The sequence below is a fragment of the Deltaproteobacteria bacterium HGW-Deltaproteobacteria-4 genome, from assembly GCA_002841765.1.
Taxonomy (GTDB): domain Bacteria; phylum Desulfobacterota; class Desulfuromonadia; order Desulfuromonadales; family UBA2197; genus UBA2197.
Genome location: PHAV01000003.1, coordinates 66,540 through 83,076 on the forward strand (window position 1 = coordinate 66,540; position 16,537 = coordinate 83,076).

Here is a 16,537-nt window from a genome sequence, read left to right on the forward strand (position 1 = left end):
CCACTCTGCAGAAAAGATTGATGTCCCTGGCGGTCGGCCTCATCGTCGCGGCCGTGGCTTTGCCGGCACAGGCCGGGGTCTTCCCCCAGTGTCCGACCCGGGATCCAGCTCCCGGTTCGCCAATTGTATACGGTAGCTGGTTCGCTGATGGTAACGGCGACGGCGTCCTGCGCGCCAGCGACGGGGAGATCCCCAATGCTCTCTCGCCCAACCAGGTCTGTGTGCACCTGACCGCCGGTGATGGCTTCACCAATATGGCCGACGGTCGCGAGCAGTACATCTTCGGCTTTGCCAACGCCACCGGCTTCATGCCCATGGAGGGCGAAACCTGGGACGCGGTGATGATGGCGTACATGGAGACGGCGGTATTCCCGGCCCCGACCCTGACCTTCCGTGAAGGGGACGAGGTCTATCTGTCGCTGACCAACGTCGGCATGATCAATCGCCCCGATCTCTTCGACCCGCACTCGGTGCACTGGCACGGCTTCCCGAATGCCTCGGCAGTCTTCGACGGTGTCCCCGATGCCTCGATCATTATCAACATGGGCTCGACCCTGACCTATTATTACCAGGTCGTCGAGGCCGGCACCTTCATGTATCACTGCCACGTTGAAGCGACCGAGCACATGCAGATGGGGATGCTCGGCAATCTCTACGTCACCCCGCTTCAGGATGCCGGACCTGCGCTCAACGGATTTACCATGTTCGCTTACAATGACGGCGACGGCTCCACCGGCTACGACGTCGACTATCCGATCCAAATTGCCGCCTTTGACCCCCTCTTCCACGAACTGCACATCGACGTGCAACCGCTCCCCTTTGCCGACATGGACGACAAGTACCCGATGCTCAATGGCCGCGGCTATCCGGATACAGTGAATAACGGAGCCCTTGATCCGGCATTGCACCCGCGGCCCAATGCAGCGCCGGTCTCGTCCCTGATCGAGGCGTCTCCTGGCGACCGTATTCTGCTGCGGATCTCCAGCCTTTCGACAACGTCTTATCACACCCTGACAGTACAGGGGATCCCGATGCAGGTGGTCGGTAAGGGTTCGCGCAAGCTCGGTCCGGTCAATGACACCAGCCAGTATTACACCACCAATTCCATCACCATCGGTGGCGGTCAGGCGATTGACGTTATCCTCGATACGGCCGGTATTCCGGAAGGAACTTACTTCCTTTACACCACTAATCTCGATCACCTCGCCAACGAGGCGGAGGATTTTGGTGGCATGATGACGGAAATCCGCATCCAGGCGCCTCTTTAGATAGATGTTTCCACTTCGGGAGAGAAAATATATGAACAAGTTATTTCAACATATCATGCGGAGCCTGACGTTGGCCGTGGCCCTGCTCTGGGGCGCCGCCTCAGTCGCCTTGGCTATGCACGGGAATGTCGAGGTCGCGGGGGTCACCGGCACAGACTTCCAGTTCACTGCCAGGTCCGGCTACATCACCACCGGCGACGGCAACAACGTCTATTTCTGGGGTTATGCCAACGGCAGCAGCGCGGTTCAGTACCCCGGCCCGACCCTGATTGTCAGCGAGGGGGCCACGGTGACAATTCGTCTCGTCAGCCAACTCCCCGAGGCGACCTCTCTGGTCATTCCCGGTTTCTCTGTCACCGCGACCGGCGGCCAGCCTGGACTTCTGACCCGCGAGGCCCCGGCCGACGGCGTCACTGCCGTGACTTACACCTTTGTCGCCGACCGTCCCGGCACCTTCACCTACTACAGCGGCACCCACAGCGATTTGCAGGTCGAGATGGGGCTGCTCGGGGCGCTCATCGTCCGCCCCACCAACTTTAACGCGATGGATCCAATGCTGCGCACCGCCTACGGCGACGCGCGCTCGGCCTACGATCAGGAATACCTCTACCTGCTCAGCGAGATGGATCTTGAGACCCACATCCGGGCGGAAAAGGGGCTCTTTTCGGAGATCGACACCTCCAGGTTCTGGCCGGTCTACTGGTTTATCAACGGTCGGACCGCCCCCGATACCATGCTCAGCGATAATGTCAGTTGGCTGCCGAACCAGCCATACGGCGCCATGACAATGATGAATGCCGGCGAGCGTGTGCTGATGCGCATGATCGGCGGCGGCCGCGATCTTCACCCCTTCCACACCCACGGTAACAACTTTGACCAGATCGCCCGCGATGGCTGGTTGCTGGCGACACCGACAGACCTTGGAACTCGTACTGCGGAAGTCGGTGTTATCCCTGATAAGTCGATCTCCGATTTCACTCAGACCGTGGTGCCGGGGGCGACCCACGATGCCATCTTTGCCTGGACCGGCCGAGGACTCGGCTGGGATATTTATGACGGTAGTAACCCCAACCACATGATGGCGACACTGGTTGACGCCAACCTCGACGGTTTCGACGACAACACTTATGAGTACATCGCCGACCACGGTAAACCCTTCCCGGTTATCCTCCCCGGCCAACAGGAAGTGACCTTTGGAGCATTCTACAGCGGCAGCCCCTTTCTTGGTGCAGCCGGCTCCCTCCCACCCGGTGAGGGCGGTAACAATCCGAACTCCGGTTTCGCCTTTATGTGGCACTCGCATAATGAAAAGGAGATGACCAATAACGACATCTTCCCCGGCGGCCTGATGACCATGGTCATCGTCGAGGCACCGGTGGTTGAAGCTCCGATGCCGATGCCGTAACCTGCAACCCAAAAAAAGGAATAGCGCTATGAAAATGCTGAATGCGATAATCTTGGGGGTTGCGACCACGGCTCTGCTGCTCTTTGCCGCCCCGTCGATTCAAGCCGCGACCTACAACCTGACCGCCAGGGCTGGCACAGTGACCATGCCGGACGGAGTCAATGTTCCGGTATGGGGGCTGGCGGAAGGAACAGATCTGCCATTAACACCGGTACCCGTGCTCATTGATGCTGTCGATGAGACCTTGACGATTAACCTGACCAACCAGCTTCCGGAACCGGTCTCTTTGGTGATTAATGGTCAGACCGCTCAGGGCGGTATGGCCCCGGTCTTCTTCAACGATGCAGAGGGGCGTCGACGGGTCTTCTCCTTCACCCATGAAGCCGACGCCAATGGTGGTACGGCAATTTACACGTGGTCCAATCTCAAGCCAGGCACATATCTGATCACCAGCGGCAGCCACCCGTCGGTGCAGGTGCCAATGGGGCTTTACGCAGTGCTTCAGGTAAACGCGGCTGCTGATGAGGCCTATCCCGGACTAACCCACAATAGCGAGGCCACCCTCCTCTTCAGCGAGATTGACCCGATGCTTAACCAGGCGGTTTCCGATGGAATCTACGGCGATCCGGCCGGAGCCTACCCGACTGCGCTCAAAGTCGGCTACAAACCGAAGTATTTCCTCCTTAACGGCCGCCCCTGGTCGGCAAGTGCTCCGCCCCTCGCCACCGTCTCCGCCGGCGACACCGTGTTGTTGCGCATGCTCAACGCCGGATTGCGCCCCCGCACCCCGCTCTTCCCCGGTCAGGCGCTGATCATGATTGCCGACGATGGCAATCCTTACAACTATCAGCCGACTCAATACAGCGCCGATCTTGTTGCCGGCAAGACTCTTGACGCGTTGCTGACCATTTCGGCGACGGCACCGGCCGGCTACCTGCCAATGCATGATCGTATGCTCGGCTTGACTGGCGGCGGCATGCTCGGTTATCTGGCAGTTGACGATGGCGTTCCGGCGACGACCTTGACTGTGGCCGTCACCGGCCCCGGCAGCGTCTCCGCCACCAGCCTCCCCGGTGGTATTACTGCATGCAATGAAACCGGCGGGAGCAACTGCACGGCGACTTTCCTGGTTGGTACGGCTGTTACCCTGCACGCCGTCCCGACCAGCCCCGACAGCGCTCTGACCAGCTGGAGCGTAACTCCAACCATTAACCCCGGTGAATGCACCACTCTTGGCGACTGCGTCGTTACCCTTGATCAGTCCAGGACGGTCACCGCGGTCTTCTCCACCTTTACGACGACAACCCTGATTTCACCGAATGGCGGCGAGCAGGTTCCAATCGATGCAACCTTGCCGATCCGCTGGACTTCTCCGGCCGATGACTACACCTTTGATATCGGTTACTCTGCCGGACCCGGGGCACCCTTCCGTCTTATCGCCAGCCGCGTGGGTGGCCGTGAGTTCCTTTGGAATCTGGCGGCCGCCAATCTTCGTCCGTCAACCGGAGTCCGCCTGGCTATCGTGAGTTATGATGCCGCCGGCAATGTAGTCAGTCGTGATAGCTCCGACGCGTCTTTCTCCTTGGTTTCGCCACTCGCTTTGACGTCGCCGAACGGCGGTGAGAGCCTCGCTGCCGGGAGTTCCCATGCCATTACCTGGAGCGTGCGACCGACCACGCCGACAGCAACCCGCGCCAGTCTCTGGTACCAGTCGACGCCGACCGCTGACTGGAGTCTCATCGCTGATATTGATCCGACCTCCGGCAGCTACATCTGGAACGTGCCGTCCGCACTGACCACCACGGCCAGCGTGGCCATGACTATCTACGATGCGGCTGGAAAAACAATTGCCACGGATAGCAGCGATGCTGTTTTCAGTATTGTGCCACTGGCAGTTCCAGAGGCTGCGACGACGCCAGGCGCTGTGCGCAACAGCAACGTTACCTCTGCTGATGTAGCCGTGCCGCCTCCGGTCTCTGCTCCTGCTCCTGCTCCCACAGCGCAAGAGATCGGCCTGGCACTTCTCTTCCCCAATAGTGGTGAGGTGCTTTCCGGCGAAACGTCTTTCACCATCCTTTGGCAGTCACCCGCTGACGCCGTTGCATTCGGTCTTGACTATTCGTTGGATGGCGGGGAAAATTGGCAGAGTTTGGCCAAGGATCTTGACGGCACCCAGTTTGATTGGGAGATTGATCCCAAGTTGCGCGGCAGCAAGTCTGTGCTGCTGCGAGTCACCGCTTTTAACGCCAAGGGAGATGTCATGGCCCGCGACCTTGCTGATGAAGCATTCTCAATCGACTGATCCGCATCGGCGCAATGTCGCGCTGATCCTTTAAAAATGAGAAGGAGCGGGATCGACATCCTGCTCCTTTTTCTTATTCTCGACCCACGGAGGTTCGATGAAATCTTCAGCCAGTAAAATAAGCCTGCTGTTTGGCGTCCTCTTTTTTCTGACCCTCGTTGCTTGTGCTCCGACAGTGCGTCCGGAAGTCACACCAAATCCTGCAGCATCAACTTCCGATATCCTTGGTATCGAGATCGTCGGCTTACACCTGAGTTCCGGCGGCTACATGATCGATTTTCGCTACAAGGTGGTCGATGCGGCCAAAGCAGCACCTTTGATCGATCACGCCCTGATTCCGTATCTGGTGCATGAGGACAGTGGTGCTAAATTCGCTGTGCCGGCGCCAACCAAGGTCGGCCCGATGCGGCAGATGCCCCGCCAGCTTGAGGTCGGGCGCCAATACTTTATTTTCTTTGCCAACCCCGGCAAGTTTATCAAGTCCGGGGATTATGTTACGATTATTCACGGACCCCATCGCTTCGAACATCTCAAGGTTGAATAAAACGGATGCATAAATACCTTGTCCTTCATTTGACCAGTCTCCTCATCGGCGTCCTGTTGCTGAGCACCAGCGCTGCGCAGGCAGCAGTCCTTGCTCCGGAATTGCGGCAACGCATGGAGACTGCGGGGCAGGGCGGCAAGGTGCCGGTTATTGTCCACTTCGCGGACCACATTAATTTGAAGGAGTTTTCACAGCGCAGTGATCGCGCCGCCGCCCGTGCCGGGTTGGTGCGAGGCTTGCGCGACAAGGCTCGCAACAGTCAAGGGCCGTTACAGAGTTTCCTGCGGCGTCAGGGGGGGGAGCCGACTGAACTCTGGCTGATCAACGCTCTGGCGGTGCAGGTGCCGCCGCCTCTGGTCGAGACTCTGGCCGCATGGCCCGGCGTCTCCGCCGTCGAACTCGACGGTCAGATATCACCGCCGGCGCCGGTGACAATGGCCGTCCCGGCTGAACCGAGCGACAATATTGCTGCCATTGGTGTCGAACCGCTCTGGTCTTCCGGCATCACCGGCGGTGGAGTGGTGGTGGCGAGCTTTGATAGTGGGGTTGATGTGAGCCATCCCGACTTAGAGTCGCGCTGGCGTGGCGGCACAAATAGTTGGTTCGATCCATACGGTGATTCAGTCACCCCCTACGATGTTGATGGCCACGGCACTGCCGTGACTTCGCTGATGGTTGGCGGCGCTGCCAGTCGGAAGACGATCGGCGTCGCCCCGGACGCTCAGTGGATATCGGCCAAAATTTTCCCAGATAGTGGCGATGCTAACGCTTCAACAATTCACCTGGCCTTTCAGTGGGCTCTCGATCCGGATGGTGACCCGAACACCGATGATGCTCCGGATGTTGTCAACAACTCCTGGGGGTTCGAGACAGCCAAAAACCAGTGCATCACGAGCGACTTCTTTCGCAGTGATGTCCAGGCACTACAGTCAGTCGGTATCCATGTCGTTTTTTCTGCCGGCAACAGCGGCCCGGCAGCGTCGACCAGCGTCAGTCCGGCCAACTACCCGGAAGGGTTGGCAGTCGGGAGCATCGGTCCGGGCTATATCGTCAGTTCCTTCAGTTCACGCGGGCCAAGTGCCTGTAGCGGTAGCATCTTCAACGACCTGCCTGTCGATGTCTACCCGGAGCTTGTGGCTCCGGGAGAGTTGGTAACGGTGGCGTATCCACGGAACGTATTCCCCTTCGGCTACGCCAGCGTTTCCGGCACTTCTTTCACCGCGCCGCATGTGTCCGGAGCGTTGGCGTTGCTGCGAAGTGTAATCCCGCCTCTCGCTGGCGAATCTATCGATGCTTACCGCCTGCGTCTGGAGTTGGGTCTGCTCACTACCACCGCTGACCTTGGGCCGCTTGGCGCCGATAACAGTTATGGCCGCGGATTGGTCGATCTGCCGGCCGCCTACGCCCGACTCACGTCACAACCGCATCTCTCAGTCTTTGATCCGATCGCACCGGAAAACGACGACCAGCTCGATTTCGGTCCGGTCACGCCGGGAGCAGTCAAGGAATTGGCCTTCGTGCTGAAGAACAGCGGGACGGCTAACCTTTTCATCAATATCAGCAGCTCTCTGCCGGCACCGGAACTGACACTGCTCGCCAACAGCTGTCCGGCAGACCTCTTACCTGGTGCACAATGCACGCTGACTGTACGCTTCGCCCCGACCGATTTTGTGAACTCCTCCGGGCAGATTGTAATCAACAGCAATGACGGACGCTTACCTCTGCGTCCTCTGACGGTCACAGGGATTGGCAATGGCCTGCCGCCGGCGGCCCGGTTGCTTGCCCCCTTTAATAATGCGGTTTTTGTGACTTCGCCGGTGACTTTTTCCTGGGTTCAGGGAGAAGATTTTGATGGCGACGTGTTGAATATGACCCTGTTGATCGATACCGATCCGCATTTTAATCCACCCGTCCGTACGATCTTTGTTTCTGCTGTTGGCACCTTTGGGGTGCTGATCGCCAGCTTAGGATTTTTCCTCTGGCCGCGGTCGAATAAGAGGCGTCCCTACTTGCTGATCGCCGGTGTTCTGCTCATGCTCTGGCTCATGGTCGCCTGCGGGGGGGGTGGGGGAACAACGATCGTGGCGACTGACAGCATCGTCGTCAACAACCTCTCTCCGGCTACTACTTATTTTTGGAAGGTGCAGACCGTCGACAGTCATGGCGGCATCAGCGAAAGTGAAGTCTGGAGTTTCACCACGCGTTAACTTGCAGATTGTGATGAATTGCAACAACGAAGCGCCCTCCGGCTATTGTCAGGGGGCGCTTTGTTGTTGGCGGGGGGGAGGATTTCAAAGGCACCACCCCCCGGCCCCCTCCTTGAAGGAAGGAGGGGGAGAAAAGCAGATCAATCCAACGTCCGGCGATAGCGCAGTAAACCCAATCCCAGCGAGGCGAGCAGAAAGAGGGCAATCGGCCAGATCTGCGGGGCGATCTCGGCGAGGCCGTTCCCTTTCAACACAATGCCGCGGACAATCCGCAGGTAATGGGTGAGAGGGAGAATCTCGCCGATGGTCTGCGCCCAGACCGGCATACCGCGGAAAGGGAACATGAAGCCGGAGAGGAGGATCGAGGGGAGGAAGAAGAAGAAGGACATCTGTGCTGCCTGCAGCTGGTTGCGCGCCAAGGTCGAGAAGGTCAGGCCGACACCGAGGTTGGCGGCGATGAAGGGGAAGGAAGCGATCAGCAGCAGTGGCACGCTGCCGAGGATCGGGATATTGAAGATGAGTTTGGCGAGGAGGAGGATAGTTCCGGCCTGGAGATAGCCGACGACGATGTAGGGGAGGATCTTGCCGAGCATGACTTCGACGGGGTGGACGGGGGTAGAAAGGAGGATCTCCATCGTCCCCCGTTCGCGTTCACGGGTGATGGCGAGGGAAGTGACAATAACCATGGTCATGGTCAAAACGACACCCATCAGGCCGGGGACGATGTTGTAGCGGGTGATCGCTTCGGGATTAAAGCGCGGCTGAATGCGGACTTCCAGCGGATAATCACCGGGGAGGAGGGAATGCAACGGGCCCTTCAGTTCGCGGCTGACGGCGCGTTCGACGATGGTGCGGAAGGCGGCAACGGCGTTGCTGGCCGCCGCCGGATCGGAGGCGTCGGCTTCGAGCAGGAGGGCCGGGCGCTCACTCCGCAGGAGTTGACGCTGGAAACCGGGGGGGATGGTGAGGACAAATTGAGCGCCACCGTTTTTCAGCAGTTTGGCGGCGTCGGCTTCACTGCTGACGCTGCCGATGATCCGGAAGTAGCTGCTCTGCTCCATCGCCGCCACCACCGCCCGGGCCACTGGACCGTGATCGGCAACCCGCAGCACCGTCGGCAGATGACGCGGGTCACTGTTGATAGCAAAGCCGAAGAGGATGAGCTGTAGCAGGGGGATGCCGAGCATGATCGCAAAGGTCAGGCGGTCGCGCCGCATCTGCACGAACTCCTTGGCGGTCATCGCCGCAAAGCGCCGCCAGGAGAAGAACCGGCCGGTCATCAGTGCACCTCCCGGTCGCGCATGAGATGGATAAAGACCTCTTCGAGGGTGGTGTCACTTTCTTCCCAGTGCTGCGGCCCTGTTTGGAAGGGGGCGAGACTTTCTGCCAGCAACGCCGGATCGCGGCCGCCGACGCGCAGGGTGACGCCAAAGGGGACGACCTGATCGACGCCGGGGAGTTGGCGTAACGCTGCGCTCAGAGTATGGAGATCATCGCCGCTCACCGTCCATGAAGAAAGACCGGCACCGGCGACGATCTCGCCCGGCGAGCCGGTGACGAGGAGTTCGCCGTAAGCGAGGTAGGCGAGGCGGTGACAGCGCTCGGCTTCATCCATGTAGTGAGTGCTGATCAAGGTCGTCACCCCCGCTCCCGACAGTTCGTAGAGGTCGTCCCAGAAGTCGCGACGCGCCTTGGGGTCGATGCCGGCGGTCGGTTCGTCGAGGAGGAGGAGTTTGGGCTGATGCAGGAGGGCGCAGGACAGGGCGAGACGTTGTTTCCAGCCGCCGGAGAGGGCGCCGGCAAGACGTTCGCTAAAGGGCGTAAGCCGCATCTTCTCCATGGTCGCGCTGACCACCTCTTTACGATCGTGAACGCCGTAGATGCGGGCCATGAAGTCGAGGTTCTCGCGGACGCTCAAATCTTCGTAGAGGCTGAAGCGCTGCGGCATGTAGCCGATAAGAGGGCGGATTTTGTCGCTTTCGTGGCGGACGTCAAAGCCGAGGCAGCGGCCCTGGCCGGCATCGGGGCGCAGCAGACCGCAGAGCATCCGTAAAAAAGTGGTCTTGCCGCTGCCGTTGGGACCGAGAAATCCGTAAATCTCTCCATTGCCCACTTGCAAAGAGAGGCGGTCGACGACGGTGTTGCCGTTAAAGACCTTGCTCAATCCCTGCACGTCGATGACGACCGCGCCGTTCATTGCGGCGTCACCTCCAGCGGTTGTCCGGGTTTGAGGCGTGCTGCCCCGGCGGGATCGGGACGGGCCTCGACGAGATAGACGAGTTTGCTGCGAGTGTCGCTGCTATAGATCACCGGCGGGGTGTACTCGGCTTGCGGCGAGATAAAGCTGATCGTCGCCGGCAGTTCTCCGCCGTCGAAGCGCAGCATGACTTTGTCGCCGGGGTGAAGTCCGGCGAGCTGCGGTTCGGGGACGTAGAAACGGGCTTTCCTGCCGGTCTCAGGGAGGAGGATCACCACCGGTGTTCCGGACGGGATAAGTTCGCCGACCTCAAAAAGGGTGTCAAAGACCAGTCCGCTTTGCGGTGCGGTTGGACTCTTCTGGCTCAAATGCCACTCCGCCTGCCGCAGCGCCTCGCCAAGGGCGGCTGCTTCGGCACTCAAGGCCTGGCGCTGACCGATTCGACCGCCGAGACGGGCGGTAGTCAAACGGGCGTCGAGCTCGGCAACAACGGCGGCGGTCTGTTGCGCTGCGGCACGGCTGCGGTCGAGGAGCTCCCGGGAGGTCACATTCTCGGCAAAGAGGCTCTCCTGGCGGATCAATTCCTTTTGTGCCAGATCCCGTGCCACCCGTGCCTGTTCGCGTTGCGCTTGCAGGGCGGCGATTTCGCTCGGCCGCTCACCACTGCCAAGATCGTCGCGGCGAAAGCCCGCCTGTTCCAGGCGTTGCTGTGCTTCGGCGACAGCGGTCGCTTCCGGTTCGGGGTCGAGGCGGAAGAGAGGGGTGCCGGCGTTGACGGTCTCCCCCTTGCGAACTGCCATCTCCAGCAAACGTCCACTCCGCTGGGCGGCGACGTAGACATACTCCCCTTCAGCATAGCCCTGCCAGGAGGTGGCGGGGTCACGATTGCAGGCAGAGAGGATGAGAAGGGAGAGGGCGGGAAAGAGCAATAGAATGCGGAGGCGGGATTTCAGCATCATGGCAAAAGCAATCCTCTGAGTGATAATTCCAGGTTGCATTCAAATTGACAGCTTCAAACCTCCGAGGTTTTTAAACCCTCGGAGGTTTCTCCTGATACAGGTGTCATCCTGATTGCAAAAGCGAATAACAAATCATAAGAGCGTGACCAACAGCGGCCTCACGAAAGGATCAATGAATCACCCATTCACTCTTTTTCACCAATTCGGGGGAAGCCCCTGGCGTCAATTGTACGATGTAGCACCCCTTTGCGGCGTAACGCTGCCCCGGTCCGAAGCTCAGGCGTTCGTAATCGGTATAGGGTTGGGGCTTGTCTTGAAGCATGTCAATGACCTCAAGGAAACGGTCACGATAAAAATCGGTACCCATCATCATCAAGGCATCGGTCAAGATAACACCGGTTGAATATCTTTTAGCGGGTATTCTTCGGTCAATGGTTGTTTGTGGCCCCTTTGCCGTAGAAGGGTTCAGCGCTAATGTCTTGACTCGCGGGAGGGCGTAAGGGTAGGTAATGTAGGTAAAACCTCTTGACTGCTCCGGCAGTTTTTCGAGATTTTCATGCAGCAGGCTTGAGGAAAGATAGATCATCTCAGGGCGGTTCGCACTCGCTGCAATGGTTTCCAGCGCCGGGAACGCTTCTGGGCCGAGCCAGAGAAGAACGACAGGGGGATTCTTCTTGTCTGCCAGTCCTCGCAGGAAATCCGGTGGGAGCTTCTCTCCGGCCTGAAGTATCCTGTTGACCGGTAATTGGCGAGCGAGTCCTTGCCATGTTTCCGAAAAACCCGAACTGAAGGCCCTCCCTTCCCGCGTATTGTAGTAAATCTGGACAACGGTCTTATCATGAGGAAGGTTGATCGTCATTCCGAGGTGACGGGCAACCGCCTCCCCTTCCTGATAATACCCCTTTGAAAAATAGAGAGTGTACCAATCGCTCTTTGAGATGACAGGAAAATCGGTGATAGGGAAGATGCACGGGATACGATTTTCTTCACTGAATTCATGGATCGGTTTCCACTCGCCGTTGGTTATGCCTCCCAGAAGGGCAAAGACCGGCTCTCTCCGATAATGTTCTTCTAACTGTTTTCGCCAAGTGTCCGGTGAACCTTTTAGTTCCCAGCGCGACAGGGATATTCTTCGATACGACAGATCCATGGTCATGCCAAAAATGCCGTAGTTTTTAGCCCGTGTCTCAATGGACTTCTCTCTCTTTTTCCGGCCAAGGATATATTTCTCCAATGGTGCCATCGCCGCATCAACTTCTTCTGCGCTGACATCATCGGTAATGATCGTCGCAAAGCGAATAGTTGTGTCCGTCACTCCAGGGGATAATTCTGCGGAGAGACTCTTCAGATAATGCACGAGGATCTTCATCTCCCTGTCGTCGAGAAGATAGCGGGGCATGACGGAATGCAATTCTCTGCCTGTCGGATCGATGCCGAGCCGCAGAGAGACGGCAAGGGATTCATCGGTATAAGGCGGTCGGCGGGGAGGGGCCAGATACTGGGAAAGCATATAGCGGGGGAGTTTCCTGATTTCGTCAGGGGTGAGATCGCGGAAATTAAATTGTGCCTTATACAGGTTTGCCCCGTTGGTGGCAGTCGTCAAAACCCCCCCTTCAAACGACCCGATGCCACTCCTCATATGACAGCTTTCGCAGGAAAACATGGTCCCGTCGACCGGTATGTCTCCCTTCACAATCGCAGTGACCGGTTCGCCTGACGGCAATATCCCCTTCCGGTAGATTTTTTCTCCGAGCATCAGGGCCTCTTGCTGCGAAAACCCGACGACTCCGATCGGTTCTTCTCCCGCCAAGGCAGCGCAGGCCCAGAAGAAAACCGCCAGAGCACAAAGAGTGTGCATCCACAGGTAGTGATTGTTCTTGTTTTTCCATAACATCATGTTTGCTCCGCCAGTCGGTATTCTTCCAGCACGTCATCACCGCGAATAAGCTCATTGATCCTGATCCACTTGCCGTCCCGCCAATTCCCGATTTTCTGTGGAGCGCCGATATTTCTTGTCGGCGGCGCTAGCCAAAGTTTCTTTTTGATCAAGGCACTGTCTCCCGTTGACTGGACCGGGGATTTTCAGTTTTCTGAGATAAAACTAACAAATTTAACAATAGCAATTTAAATTCTGGATGTAAAGTTGAGTACGGGGGAATTGGGGACATCCAGTTTTATACCCGGAAATTTCTCCAATCGGATTTTATTCATGTGCAATATGCCTTTTGTAACTGGCGCCGTCAAAATTTTTGCTGAATCGTTGCAAACGTAAAGACGGGGCAGAAAATTCTGCCCCGTCTTTGTTTTTACTTTGTTCTTTATTTTTTATCTTTTCGCAGCGGCCTTCTTGTCGGTCATGGGATCGCCGCCGAAGCCGAGCTCTTTCCACTTCATCCGGCTATTGTCGCCATGGCAGTCGAGGCACTTGAGGGCATCTTCCTTCGGCGAGACCATGTGGTTAAGCTTCCAGTACATTTCAGTCGGAGCAAAACCATATTCGCCGCTATAGGTAATCCCTTTTTCACGCATGACCGGGTTGGCGTCCATGCCGAGTCTGGCGGCCTTGTCCCAGTCGAAGGTGCTCCAGTAGCCGTCTGCACCGTAGACGCGGGCGGTAATGAAGACTTTGTTCTTTTTGTCGTAAATCTGTTTGCCGCGATGCACCTTGAACGGGGTGATCTTGGCGCCTTTGTCCTTGATCGTCGAGGTCGGATAGGCGATTTTGGTCACCTTGGTCGGATCGATCTTCTCTCCGGTCAGATTGACGTCGCTGGCGCCGTCCTGGTACCAGGCGTATTCGGGGACGACCATCTTGGCGTAGGTGAAAGATCCTTTTTTCTTCAGATATGAGTGTTTGTCTTCCGGAAGATCCTGTCCGGCAGTCGACCAGTCCCAGGACATCTTGGTCGCAATGTTCTTGGCGAAGTAAGGGATGTGGCAGGTCTGGCAGGCCACAGAGGCAGCGTGCTGGTTCAGGCGTGACTCCTTGTGGGGAGCGGACTCGTGACACTTCTCGCAACCGAAGTGACTCTTTCCGCCGGGGGAGACACCAAGGGAGTTGCCGGGAACCTGATGATTGCTCGTCTCGTGACAGGTTTGGCAGACAAAGTCGTTTCCGTCGGAATCCATATGGACGTCGGTCTTTTTGTCCGGGTAGGACATAGATGAATCAAGGTCACCGTGCTTGACGGCATCGCCGCCGCCGCCGAAGAAGTGGCAGACGCCGCAGTTATCGCGGACCGGTTTGCCGACGTTCTGGGCGACGCGGAGCAGATCGACGTTTTTGGCGGGGAGGCCGCCGGTGCCGGCCGCCTTGGAGTAGGTGCCGGTGGTATCGTGGCAGACGAGACAGTCGATATTTGACTTGTCACTGAAGTCGTAAGTATTGATGTCGGTCATGCCGTAGCCGGTGTGACAGGTTGCGCAGAAGATCTCGCTACCGGCAATGGCGGTGCAGAAATTATTAATGGCGTTGGCCTTGCCGCGCTTGACCTTCTGGCCGTGGACAGTCTGATCGAGGGTCCAGTTCCAATGCGCGGTCTTCATGAAGTCCCCGGCCTGTTTGTCATGGCATTTGATGCAGGCTTTGGTCACCTCTGGCCCGCTCTCCAGCGGGCCGGTGATGAACGCTGCGTGGTCGTTATCAGCCAGCGCCGAGGCAGCAGAAACGGCCAGTCCGAGGATGAGCACCGCTGCGGTCTTTTTCCAGTTTTTCATAAATTGACTCCTGTCTTAAATACTGACTTATATATATATCTATATGTGTATGAGCGAAAAATCGGGGGGAGGCTAACCTCCCCCCTGGGTTGAACCGATTAGAACTTGACGGTCAGTGAAGCATAGCCGTCCCAAGCAGTATCGGCGACCGGCAGCATCGAATAGGCGGTGCCGTCGAGAACATCCGAAACTTTTTGCGGAGCGCCGACCGGTGAGCCACTGTTAGTGTACTCGTAATCGTAGTAAAGGCCACCGACTTTGATGAACATATTGGGGTTGATGTCGAAGATGTAGTAAGCCTCACCAACATGACCACGGGTGGCAAGTTTGCTGCCGAGCATGTCATCCTGGGCCTGGGTGAAGGGGGTCCAGTACTTGGAGCCGTAGTTGTATTCGAGGCCGAGTTTGCCGGCCGGAGCCGGGATCTGCACACCGGCATAGATGCCGTAGCCGTCGTGATTGTCGTCGTTCTCAGCACGGGCCGGCATCATGATGACCTCGCTGCCGTCGGCATTGAGCTGTGCTTCAAAGACTGCGTCAGTTCCCATGCCGCCGAACAGACCCGCTTCGCCATTCGGACGCAGCTGGGTCCAGCCCAAGGAGCCGAAGTAGTTGAGGCCGTTATCCTCCTCGCGGGCCGCACCGATGCCGGCAAGCATGATGTCGCCGATGACGCTGGAGGGCTGATAGCGGGTCACGAAGTTGAAGGTCGGGAATTTTTGCATGTCCTGATACATGGTTGGGGCAAAGATCGCCGCGAGCTGGGTCGGGAAAGCAAAGGTTCCTTTGAAGCCGTCAACGACATCCATGGCGGCAAAGGCGGTCAACTGCACAAAGTTGGTGCCATCGTTGATGACGTCAACATTGAAGCCACCGAGATGGGTGTCTTTCGTAGTGATGTCGCCGTAGAGTTCACCGTTACCAACCTGTGATTCAAATCCCTGACCGTAGCAGAAGCGTACGACCTGACCTTCGACGCCGGTATGCTCGCCGAGTTTGTAACCGGCAGTGATGCCGTCAAAGTTGAAGTTGACGAGATGGCCGGAGGGAGTGCCGCCGCGCATTTCGTTTTCACGATACTGTCCCGGAGGGCCGTAGGTGGAGGGGCGGCGGCCGATGGAGAGATAGAGGTTGCTGCCGCCGATGTCCTTCCAGTCAAAGTAGGCGCGCTCGACGCGCAGGAAATCGCCGGTGGTGTTGCCGCCGTCGGTGCCGTCCATGGTGAAAGCATTCCAGGAATCGAAGACTTTGACCCCGGTCGAATCGCCCCAGTTTTTGTACATGGCGAGGCGACCGGCAAAGTCAACATTGTCAGCGACATTGGCCTTCATGTTCAGGCGCAGGCGAGTGGTGTAGAGGATGTCGTTGTCGATGTCGCCGGTTTTGGGCGCAGTGTTCAAAAGCGGGAAGGGACCGACGCCCGGAACCTGGCCGAGGCCAAAATAGTTATTCATCTTCGTGAATAGATCATAATACATTGCCTGGTTCTGGGTGTACAAGTTCGAAAACATCTTGTCCAGAGCCGACGGATTTTGTGTGTAATCGACAGCTACAGGGCCATTTGTCAGGGGATTTCCGTCGCCATCCGGATCATTCGGATTAAACGCGCCGAAAGTGCCGAGAGGATAAGAAGGTCCTGGGCCCATTGCCGCTCCGACCTTGTTAAAAAAGTCCGTATAGTCAACTTTGATCGCCGGATTCCAGGTTGAATCCTGATAATGCAGGGTATCGGCCTTGACGCGCAGATCGCCGGTGAACTGAATGCGGTCAGTAGCGGTATGTTTCTCGGTGGCGTCGACGCGACTGGAGATTTCAGCCAGTTCTTTGGTGAGCTCGTCGAGTTTGAGCTGTAATTCGGCGGTGCCGGTTTCAGCGCAGAGCACGGCCGGGGCGAGGAAGAGGGCGGTGGCGCAGATGGCGACAAACTTTTTCATCGTT

11 protein-coding genes are annotated in these 16,537 nt (G+C 57.7%); 5 read left to right on the forward strand and 6 right to left on the reverse strand.

Going from position 1 to position 16,537, the window contains the following annotated elements:
* Positions 1-20: 20 nt before the first annotated feature.
* From CVU69_02875 to CVU69_02895, 5 genes are all read left to right on the forward strand, one after another.
* Complete coding sequence (locus CVU69_02875) at positions 21-1,268, forward strand: hypothetical protein (protein PKN13354.1); 1,248 nt, start codon at positions 21-23, stop codon at positions 1,266-1,268.
* Positions 1,269-1,272: 4 nt separating this feature from the next.
* On the forward strand, positions 1,273-2,673 hold the full coding sequence (locus tag CVU69_02880; protein ID PKN13260.1) for a hypothetical protein: 1,401 nt from the start codon (positions 1,273-1,275) through the stop codon (positions 2,671-2,673).
* Positions 2,674-2,701: 28 nt separating this feature from the next.
* Positions 2,702-4,975: a hypothetical protein gene (locus CVU69_02885; GenBank protein ID PKN13261.1), complete on the forward strand. Its 2,274-nt coding sequence runs from the start codon at positions 2,702-2,704 to the stop codon at positions 4,973-4,975.
* A 97-nt stretch (positions 4,976-5,072) separates the two neighbouring features.
* Positions 5,073-5,519, forward strand: a complete 447-nt coding sequence (locus CVU69_02890; protein ID PKN13262.1) for a hypothetical protein — start codon at positions 5,073-5,075, stop codon at positions 5,517-5,519.
* A 5-nt stretch (positions 5,520-5,524) separates the two neighbouring features.
* Positions 5,525-7,726: a hypothetical protein gene (locus CVU69_02895; protein PKN13263.1), complete on the forward strand. Its 2,202-nt coding sequence runs from the start codon at positions 5,525-5,527 to the stop codon at positions 7,724-7,726.
* A 140-nt stretch (positions 7,727-7,866) separates the two neighbouring features.
* On the opposite strand, the gene CVU69_02900 is transcribed toward CVU69_02895, so the two are convergent.
* The 6 genes from CVU69_02900 to CVU69_02925 form a co-directional block, all read right to left on the reverse strand.
* On the reverse strand, positions 7,867-9,006 hold the full coding sequence (locus CVU69_02900) for a mannose-1-phosphate guanyltransferase (protein ID PKN13264.1): 1,140 nt from the start codon (positions 9,004-9,006) through the stop codon (positions 7,867-7,869).
* Positions 9,006-9,923 (reverse strand): multidrug ABC transporter ATP-binding protein, encoded by a 918-nt coding sequence (locus CVU69_02905; protein PKN13265.1) that lies wholly within the window; start codon positions 9,921-9,923, stop codon positions 9,006-9,008. The genes CVU69_02900 and CVU69_02905 overlap by 1 nt, the downstream gene beginning before the upstream one ends.
* Complete coding sequence (locus CVU69_02910) at positions 9,920-10,921, reverse strand: secretion protein HlyD (protein PKN13266.1); 1,002 nt, start codon at positions 10,919-10,921, stop codon at positions 9,920-9,922. Before CVU69_02910 ends, CVU69_02905 begins: the two co-directional genes overlap by 4 nt.
* 130 nt (positions 10,922-11,051) lie before the next feature.
* Positions 11,052-12,779, reverse strand: coding sequence for an amino acid ABC transporter substrate-binding protein (locus CVU69_02915; protein PKN13267.1), 1,728 nt, complete (start codon positions 12,777-12,779; stop codon positions 11,052-11,054).
* 428 nt (positions 12,780-13,207) lie between these two features.
* Positions 13,208-14,599: a cytochrome C gene (locus CVU69_02920; protein PKN13268.1), complete on the reverse strand. Its 1,392-nt coding sequence runs from the start codon at positions 14,597-14,599 to the stop codon at positions 13,208-13,210.
* A 98-nt stretch (positions 14,600-14,697) separates the two neighbouring features.
* Positions 14,698-16,533, reverse strand: coding sequence for a DUF3373 domain-containing protein (locus CVU69_02925; GenBank protein ID PKN13269.1), 1,836 nt, complete (start codon positions 16,531-16,533; stop codon positions 14,698-14,700).
* Between the last annotated feature and the right edge of the window lie 4 nt (positions 16,534-16,537).